9 protein-coding genes and 1 pseudogene are annotated in these 8,512 nt (G+C 33.4%); 3 read left to right on the forward strand and 7 right to left on the reverse strand.

Going from position 1 to position 8,512, the window contains the following annotated elements:
- Positions 1-496 (reverse strand): annotated as a pseudogene (locus tag Q0W04_RS10040) (cytosine permease); the annotation flags it as partial.
- A gap of 32 nt (positions 497-528) precedes the next feature.
- Complete coding sequence (locus tag Q0W04_RS10045) at positions 529-966, reverse strand: molybdenum cofactor biosynthesis protein MoaE (RefSeq protein ID WP_298502838.1); 438 nt, start codon at positions 964-966, stop codon at positions 529-531.
- 214 nt (positions 967-1,180) lie between these two features.
- On the opposite strand from Q0W04_RS10045, the gene Q0W04_RS10050 reads away from it, so the two are divergent.
- The gene (locus Q0W04_RS10050) at positions 1,181-2,029 is read left to right on the forward strand and encodes a methanogenesis marker 8 protein (protein WP_298502840.1); all 849 of its coding nucleotides are present in this window, start codon (positions 1,181-1,183) and stop codon (positions 2,027-2,029) included.
- 92 nt (positions 2,030-2,121) lie between these two features.
- Here Q0W04_RS10050 and Q0W04_RS10055 read toward each other — a convergent pair whose 3' ends face one another.
- The gene (locus Q0W04_RS10055) at positions 2,122-2,322 is read right to left on the reverse strand and encodes a MoaD/ThiS family protein (protein WP_292808603.1); all 201 of its coding nucleotides are present in this window, start codon (positions 2,320-2,322) and stop codon (positions 2,122-2,124) included.
- Between the two features lie 9 nt (positions 2,323-2,331).
- Entirely contained in the window at positions 2,332-3,507 is a 1,176-nt protein-coding gene (locus tag Q0W04_RS10060) for a GMC family oxidoreductase N-terminal domain-containing protein (protein ID WP_298502846.1), read from the reverse strand.
- Positions 3,508-4,073: 566 nt separating this feature from the next.
- Between Q0W04_RS10060 and Q0W04_RS10065 the strand changes: the two genes are divergently transcribed.
- Both Q0W04_RS10065 and Q0W04_RS10070 read left to right on the forward strand, forming a co-directional pair.
- The gene (locus Q0W04_RS10065) at positions 4,074-5,084 is read left to right on the forward strand and encodes an ATP-binding protein (protein WP_298502848.1); all 1,011 of its coding nucleotides are present in this window, start codon (positions 4,074-4,076) and stop codon (positions 5,082-5,084) included.
- 9 nt (positions 5,085-5,093) lie between these two features.
- Positions 5,094-5,849: a HesA/MoeB/ThiF family protein gene (locus Q0W04_RS10070; protein ID WP_298502851.1), complete on the forward strand. Its 756-nt coding sequence runs from the start codon at positions 5,094-5,096 to the stop codon at positions 5,847-5,849.
- Between the two features lies 1 nt (position 5,850).
- On the opposite strand, the gene fdhD is transcribed toward Q0W04_RS10070, so the two are convergent.
- The 3 genes from fdhD to Q0W04_RS10085 form a co-directional block, all read right to left on the reverse strand.
- Positions 5,851-6,684, reverse strand: a complete 834-nt coding sequence (gene fdhD / locus Q0W04_RS10075) for a formate dehydrogenase accessory sulfurtransferase FdhD (protein WP_298502854.1) — start codon at positions 6,682-6,684, stop codon at positions 5,851-5,853.
- Positions 6,685-6,703: 19 nt separating this feature from the next.
- Positions 6,704-8,092, reverse strand: coding sequence for a glutamate--cysteine ligase (locus tag Q0W04_RS10080; RefSeq protein WP_298502857.1), 1,389 nt, complete (start codon positions 8,090-8,092; stop codon positions 6,704-6,706).
- 21 nt (positions 8,093-8,113) lie between these two features.
- Positions 8,114-8,512: hypothetical protein (locus Q0W04_RS10085; RefSeq protein ID WP_298502860.1), on the reverse strand; the 399-nt coding region annotated here is incomplete at its 5' end.

Raw genomic sequence — 8,512 nt, forward strand, 5'->3', positions numbered from 1 at the left:
ATGCATCAAATCCATATAATCTGACAGTCAATATTGCAAGCAGTATTGTAAGAACCATCATCACAATTGCCGTAACTTTCGATGAACGTTGAAGGCCCACATAAACCCAAATAGCTATAAATATTGCAAATAGTATACAAATTAACGGAAATGAAATTTGGGGGTCCAATCCTGCTAAAGCCGATGCACCCTGAGCATTCAATACAGCTATCCATGCCACCAACTGTAAAACATTCAATGATGCAAAAAACTTAGATCCGTATCTGCCAAAAGATGATTCAGTTGTTTCCATTGCATTTTTCCTAACACTGGCACCTATGTAACCCACTAAAAAGAGCATTATTCCGCCCAGCAAATGTCCCAGTATTAATGGAAACCACAATGAGTTTAGAGATGAGAGAGTTCCAATCTGTATTCCTGCTTCAATTTCGGAAACGGAAATGGCAACTCCAAACCAAATAATTCCATTTGTTAAAATTCCAGTACGATTTTCCATATTATTTTTCCTTAAAAGTCATAATTACTGATTTATCCGCCTGCCAAAATGGTTTTTGTTCCTTCTTTTGAAATCTCTTCCTTTTTAAACTCAACATCAAATTTGACGCTTTCAATTACTTCTTTTAGTGCTTCAAGAGTTTCATTCCTATGAGCGCCTAAAACGGCAACTAAAAATAATGTGTCTCCTGTGTAAAACTCGCCAACATAATGAACAACAGAAATTTCATGAACATTATATTTGATTTTGGCATTTGCAACAATCTTTTCAATTTCCTTTAATGTTTTATCAATATCAGGAGTTGATAAAATTAACTTTTCCAAATGCATGTTTTCATCTTTTCCACGAACCATTCCTTCAAAAGTAAAAATGGCTCCGGAATAGTCAATTTTGCTGCTTTTTTTCAAACCAGCGATTAAATCAGCTGTTGTAACTTTATCTTCTTTTGCCTTTATAACCTTTACTACCATTCAAAATCACCTACCATAGCTAAAATAAATAATTTAGCATAAACCATATGCTTCATAATATTTTCAATTTTTAATTTGGATATCCAAAAATATCACAATAGTTATATTTTAAAACTTCCAATATATAAATATAACAATAGTTAACTTTTAAGTGAAAATGAGAAACATAAGTCAACTTAAAATCGAAGGATTTGACGTTAATCAAGGTGAGATTATGGCAAAAGATTATCATGTAATTGAAGCTTTAGGAAAAACAGAAGTAGTTATAGAAAACGGAGAAGTGACCTCAGTCGGAGAACCTCTTGTTGATTACTGTCCTATTTTTCATAGAATTGATGGCGCTGAGCATTTAACAAAAGAGTTCATAAAATGGAACATGGAAAAAAGAATCCGAGAATTCGGAATGTGTACACCTCAAAGAGTAGTGAGAATGAAAGATTTCATGAGTTTCGGAATATCTGAGATTTTAAAAACAAATATCGAATTGGGGTTAATCGATTGTGTTGTAGGCGTATGCGAAGGTGTCGGAACATTACTGATGACCGATCCTGAAATCATTCAGGGAGTTGGCGGGCGAGTATCAGCACTCATAAGCACCACACCAATACCTGAAGTCATTGAGCAAGTAGGAATTGAAAATGTGGTTAATCCAGAAACTGCTGATTTAAATCCAATTAAAGGATTGGAAATGGCAATTGAAAGAGGCTATAAGAATATTGCCATTACAATTTTACCATCCAAATCAATTGAAGAAATCAGCCAATACCCTTTGCCCGATGGCATAAATACATACATGTTTGTAGCGCATACAACAAATGCCAGCTTAAAAGAAGTGGAAACAGCATTCAAATACTGTGAAGTCATTACTGCATGCTCATCAAAAAATGTTAGAGATTGCGCTGAAAAAGAAAAATCCTACTATTCAGGATCCAAGGTTCCAATTATTGCAATTACTGAAAAAGGAAGGGAATTCTTAGATAATAGGCTTGAAAAAATAGGTAAACCACTGACAACCAATGATTATCCAATGAATAAAGAGGAACATTCAAAACCATTAGTATAGAAAAAAATGAAAGAATAATTAATTGAATAATTTCTCTTTAATTTTTCAAAAATGAGATTTTTGATTAACAAGAAAATAAAAACTATTTTCGTTTATCCCCCATATATTATTTGAACTAATTGGATTTCATCCCCATCTTCAATTACGCTTTCTTCGATTGCTAACTCTCCGTTTTGCTTTGCAACAATTGTTTGAGCAGATAACTCCATATCATCCAATAAGTTTTGAATAGTATAATTGTCTTTTAAATCTCGTTTTTCATCAATATCCTTAAATTTTAAATTAAAACTCACCATATCACCTTAAATATTTTTATTAACAATTTTTGCCACTTTTTTTGCTATTGCAACTATAGTCAGTATCGGAGGCCGTCCAGGAGCTTCAGGAATAACGCTTGCATCGCAAACATACAATCCTTTTATTTCGGTTTCGAAATTTTTATCGACGACTTCACCCACGGCAGCAGTTCCTCCAGGATGTGCTCCTTTAAGTGAAGTTGCAACAATTGAATCCTTCGGCACACCTAATTTCAATAGAATCTTAATTGCCTTATCGTAGCCTTCCTTTATTAAATCAACATCAACTTTCGTTAATGTCTTTTCAATGTTTCCCCCCTTGTCAATGGTTCCAATGCATGTATCTGCAAACTTAAGCATCAACCCAATGACATCCTTATCAGTTGCATCAATGCCTTTCTTCTCCATAAGAGGAAGCAACTGCATGGAATAGTGAGGGGATAAAAAGTAAGGTCCGAATTCAGCCTTAACGCCCATCATCAATTCATTTTTCAGATTTGCATCTTTCAGATAACCTCCGATTGTTGTAAAGATGTCAAAAAATATCTGGTCACCAACATTTTTGATTCCTGAATTTTTTAATATTATTGGAGTATTCAAGGCACCTGCACTTATGATTACTTTTTTTGCTTTGAAAATATGCTTTTCATTGTTTTTATCGATTCCAACAACCCCAATTACCTCATTTTTCTCATGTAATATCTCAAATACGTTGAAATCGCAGATTAATTCGGCACCATAATCCAAAGCTTCATTGACAAAGTAAGTTCCATCCCATTTAGCATCAAACACACACCCGTTAACGCATCTGCCGCATAACGTACACTTTTCAAAATTTATGAATTTAGGCATTGGCTCAACAATATAACCTAATTCCTGGCCGGCCTTGACAATTAGTTGTGTTGAATGTCCCCATAGCTTTTTCGGGAAATATCTGACATTTAATTCACCACTAGCTTCCAGAAGCTCTTCAAATATATCCAGATTCTTATCTTCAAATTGCTGCATTATTGAGTTTGAATAGCATCCGCTGCATGAAAAGCAAGCATTGCCGATTGATGATGTTGTTGTCCCACCAATTTCTTCAATGTTTGTCAGTTCCAGCGGCAGGGTTAAAAATTCATAATTTCTTTTATCTTCAAAAGACAAGTTATTGTTTAAATGAATCTTCTTGGTTTTCATGTGTTTTACATAACTGCCCTCTTTTTGTTTTCTTCCCTTTTCTAGAATTAGAACCTTCCTTCCATTTAAACTTAAATCCTTTGCTACCGTTGATCCGGCAGCACCTGTTCCAATAACAATTACCTCATGAATACTTATTCCTCCAAAATATTAACAATTGTTATATTATTTTTTTATGATTTAAATTTTTCTATATATGAGCAAATTAATTTAAAAAAAGAGTTTGAATTCGTTTAAAAAAATTATTAGAAAAATAAGTACCTAAACAACTTCCTTTGAGAAAAATTAAAAACATTTATATACTTTAATTACACTATTTGTATTATGGGAAAAAAATAACTATTGTTATATTTATTATATTTTTCCTAGCTCGGGTAGATAAAAAAGAATTGATTGATAAAACCTAAATTAAAAAACCGTTTTATTGTCTCCAAAGAATCAAACACAAAATGAGTTTTAAACACAACTTTTAAAATCACGAATCCTAAAAAAACTCATTTAAACCAAGAGCGCCTAAAAAAGGTGCTCTTAACATATATTAATAATTAGTTAAAACACGTGGTAGAATGGATTTGGAAGATAAAATCAATATTGTGAAAAATATCTTAAAAAATAAAAAAGTAGCTATCGGATTTTCAGGCGGTGCCGACTCAACTTTAATAGCCTACTTATCTTCAAAAGTTGCAAAGGATACCCTGGCAATTACAATAGATAATCATCTGCTGCCAACAGGTTTTGTAGAAAATACAAACCATATTGCAGAAAGATTTGGAATCAAACATGAAATATATAACATAAACTTCTATGAAAATGAATATTTCATGTCAAATGACCCCCGCAGATGCTATACCTGTAGAAATTTAATGTATTCTACAATCGAGAAAATAGCTCATGAAAAGGGTTTTGATTTCATTTGCGATGGGAATAATATCAGCGATTTGGTAATCGACAGGCCGGGAATATTAGTAACCTATAAAAAGAAGTTTAAAACACCGTTCATTGATGCCAAATTAACTTCAAAAGAAATTCACGAATATTTAAATAAGAATAATATTCCCTATTCAAGGTCAACCACTTGTCTTGCAACAAGAATACCTACAAATACTCCAACCACAAAAGAAAAGATTTCAAGAATCAGTGCCTGTGAGGACTATATCCTGGCAAACACCGATTGTGAAATTGTTAAAGTTAGGGATTTTGGAAAATTTGGTATATGTGAAGTGGATAACTTGAATGAAATATTGCAAGAGGATAAATTTAAAGAGATTAACAATGAATTAAAAAGGCAAGGATATGAAAAAGTTGCATTAAATTTATCGCAAATCGATGATGATGAATACGTCAGTATTGAGTTCAGCGAAGGTTCATTTTCATATCAGTTGCCATTCACAATAAATTTGGAAAATAGTGAAAAACTACTCAAAAGCGAAATCATTTCCAAAAGCGATGATGTAATCAAAACAGAAAAAATTACAATTCATGAAAACGGATTGATTAGAGGAAATGACTTTGAAAATTATGAAAATGCATTATATGCATTCATGGAAATATTATCAAAATTAAGAAGAAATATTTAGGTGATAAAAATGCCAACAAGATACATAGGTGATGGATATTGGGAAATTGCATCCCGTCAAATGAGTATAGTAACAAGAAGCGAGCAAGAAAGATTTAAAGATGCCAAAATCACAGTTATAGGCTGTGGAGGAATCGGTGGTGAAACCATTGAAATGCTTGCAAGGATGGGTATTGGAGAACTTGTTCTGGTCGATAAAGATGCATTTGACCTTTCAAACTTAAACAGACAAACTTTAGCATCAATAAGCGATTTGGGGCTTGATAAAAGCGCAGTTGCAAAAGAAAAAGTAAGATTAATAAACCCTTATGTTAATGTCACTACTTTCAATGAACATGTTGATCAGACAAATATAGACAAGGTAATCGGCGACTCCAATATCGTTATCGACGCACTTGACAATGTTTTAACAAGAGTAATCGTTTCAAGAGCTGCAAAAGAAAAAGGAATTCCATATATTCACGGAGCGATACATGGAACATTGGGCCAAATTACAGTATTCCTGCCGAATAGCGAAAAAACATACGAAGAGATGTTTAACCTTCCATCATTGGGTAAAGATTTGACAGAAGAAACAATTGAAGCTTTAAAAGGAGTTACCTCAGGAGTCCCACCAGTTATCGGACCTACTCCAAACTTGATTGGATGTCTTGAAGCTTTTGAAGCTTATAAAATAATAACTGGAGTCGGCAAAGTAACCGTTGCTCCAAAAATATTAACATTTGATTTATTGGATTTAAGTTCATTTTCATTAGATGAACTTTAAATCATCTATTTTCTAAATTAATCCGTTCAGGAGATGTATAAACAGTAAATCTGTTATCCCGAACAAAACCAACCATAGTAATGTTGCCTGCATTTGCTACATCAATACCTGAAGATGCTGGTGCGGCATTCGAAATAATTATCGGAATACCAACCCTAATTACTTTAATTAGCATATCTGCAGGCATTCTCCCACTATACGAAATGTAACACTTGCTAAAATCATAACCTTCTTTGGCAGCGGCCCCAATTACTTTATCAACAGCAACATGGCGACTGACGTCCTCACGAATGATAATCTTATCTTCATATTTCAATTGAGCAACATGAACTCCAGCTGTCTTTTGCCATATTTTAGCTTCATCAGTCAAATGCTGAATATCCTTAATAATTTGAGTTGCATCAATTTTTAAATCAGAGGTATTGGGCTCAATTGTTTTTAATTCCGATCTGATTCCACCAGCATTATCTGAGTTAACGCCCTGATATTCAAGCAATCTACACACACAAGCATGTTCACAATTGCCCTTTCTCTCCTGGACAATACCTTCCTGTTCCAAATCCTCTTCTGGATCATGGCTAAGTTTTGTAGACACTAGTACATTGGTTCCATCCAGTTCAATGGAGTTAATATCCGAATAATCCTTAATCAAACCTTCACCCAGACAATATCCGACTGCAAAGTCCTTCAAATCCTTAGGATATGTTGAAAATTTACGTGGAGGCAGATAATCGATGAACAAATAAGTATATTCATCATCCACACTATTTTCTTTAATTATCTCATAATTTCCATCTTCCCATCGAATAACATCAGTTTGTCTTATGAAATCCATTAAAACATCTCCAATATCTCTATTTGCCGACCAATGCAATGTTTGAATATTTTTTTAACTCATCACCATCATTTTGATTAGCATTTTTTATGCTGGCTATACTTGTTTGTTTATTGTTTTTTGATAATTCAACATGAGTGTTGATGTATCCATTTTCCTTAATTAACTTTAAAAGTCTTTTACCGTATGTTAAATCAGGATTTGCAATGCGGTTAAGCATTAAACTTAAAGTGCTTGTCGCATCAATTCCTAAAACTTCACACATCCCATACATCTCGTTGATGATATCGGAAGCCCAACTTTTAAGAGTCACTTTTTGTCCATCCCTAAGCAACCTCATTGATTCAACATAAGCGGATTCGGCTGTTGCTTCCTCATTGAATTTGGCTTCTTTTTGCCAATCCTTATAATCGGATTCATCTTTAATGAACATATATATCAAAAACAAATGCAGGAATTTCATGTCATGTCTTACAAGACCGCATTTATAAAATGGATTAATATCCAATGTCCTTATCTCAATATATTCAATTCCATCTTCTTCAAGAGAATTCAACAGTTCTTTGGGATTTTTTGGCTTTAATCTAATCTGAGTGTACAATTCTTTGGCTTCAGATAAATCGCCATCATCAATGAATTTATTTATGTCGCTTGCAAACTCCTGAACAGAATCATAAGAAGGATATAGCTCCTTTAGGTTTTTATATCCGCATGAAGCATTTCTAAATGAAGGTCCTCTTGTTGAGTAGAAACTTCCGTAATCGTCCTTTTCATCCATTAAATGAATGCAATCATTAGAAAAAGTCTTGTGAGAACCAATTGAACATCCGGTCAAATATATTATTAACCAGCAATATCTTAAATAATTTCTAGCTATTTTTAAATAAACATTGTTTTTAAACTCTTTAAAAGTTAAATCTGAACTTTCCATATCATACAATCTGTTTAGAAAATCATCTGAAAATGAAAAATTAAAGTGAACACCTGAAATCATTTGCTTTTTGACACCATATTTTTTTGCTAAATCTTCACGGTATTTTTGAGATGACTGTCCGTCTTCAGAATATTTTGCAATTGGAATTTGATCCCAATACGGCAAAATACATGGAATGGACTGAAACCAAAGATATTCATCATCAGGCAATGATGCATTCACGATATCAGACAGCAACGCAAAATTGTCAAATGCCTTGTCAATTGAATCAAATGTTGGAGTTATTATTTCAATTTGGCTTTCTGAAAAATCAGTTGTTACAACAGGATTTGTTAGTTTATCACCAAATACTTCAGGATGAGGGGTCAATGATAATTTTCCACCCTCTTTTGCTCTTAAACTCTCCCATTCTATTCCAAATGAACCAGACAATATCTCATCTGAAGATAATTTTGATACATTTAATAAATTCATTTCTCCTCCACAAGATTATGATTAGTATAGTTCCCCATAATCCTTAATTATTTTTTCCAATTTCACTCCATTATGCATTGATGTAATTATGTCCTTTCCGGGATTGCTATGTTGTTTAATACGTTCATACAAGGGATTTAAGAAAATTTCTTCACCGATTCCCCTTTCTTTAAGTCCGATGTTTGCCAAGTCTACAACGTTCCTGGACAGTTTACATAAATCATTTTTATCAATAAAAGCAGGCAGTTCATCCTGTATCAGCAGCTTCCTAAGTTCTCCTGCTGTATATCCCTTATGATATATGACGTTATCATTATCAATCAGCTCTTCAAGTTCATCCAGCTTTTCTTTGAGACCTAAATGAAATGCTGCAACAGACATGGAATCCCTAATCGGTTGAGTGCATACACTTCTAAACTC

It is taken from the genome of uncultured Methanobrevibacter sp. (assembly GCF_947170395.1).
Classification (GTDB): Archaea; Methanobacteriota; Methanobacteria; order Methanobacteriales; family Methanobacteriaceae; genus Methanocatella.

Excerpts from the sequence above, each read along its gene's own strand:
- Q0W04_RS10080 (WP_298502857.1), bottom strand. The coding sequence starts at position 8,092 with ATGAATTTATTAAATGTATCAAAATTATCTTCAGATGAGATATTGTCT.
- Q0W04_RS10065 (WP_298502848.1), top strand. The coding sequence starts at position 4,074 with ATGGATTTGGAAGATAAAATCAATATTGTGAAAAATATCTTAAAAAAT.
- fdhD (WP_298502854.1), bottom strand. The coding sequence starts at position 6,684 with ATGGATTTCATAAGACAAACTGATGTTATTCGATGGGAAGATGGAAAT.
- Q0W04_RS10050 (WP_298502840.1), top strand. The coding sequence starts at position 1,181 with ATGGCAAAAGATTATCATGTAATTGAAGCTTTAGGAAAAACAGAAGTA.
- Q0W04_RS10070 (WP_298502851.1), top strand. The coding sequence starts at position 5,094 with ATGCCAACAAGATACATAGGTGATGGATATTGGGAAATTGCATCCCGT.
- Q0W04_RS10060 (WP_298502846.1), bottom strand. The coding sequence starts at position 3,507 with ATGAAAACCAAGAAGATTCATTTAAACAATAACTTGTCTTTTGAAGAT.
- Q0W04_RS10045 (WP_298502838.1), bottom strand. The coding sequence starts at position 966 with ATGGTAGTAAAGGTTATAAAGGCAAAAGAAGATAAAGTTACAACAGCT.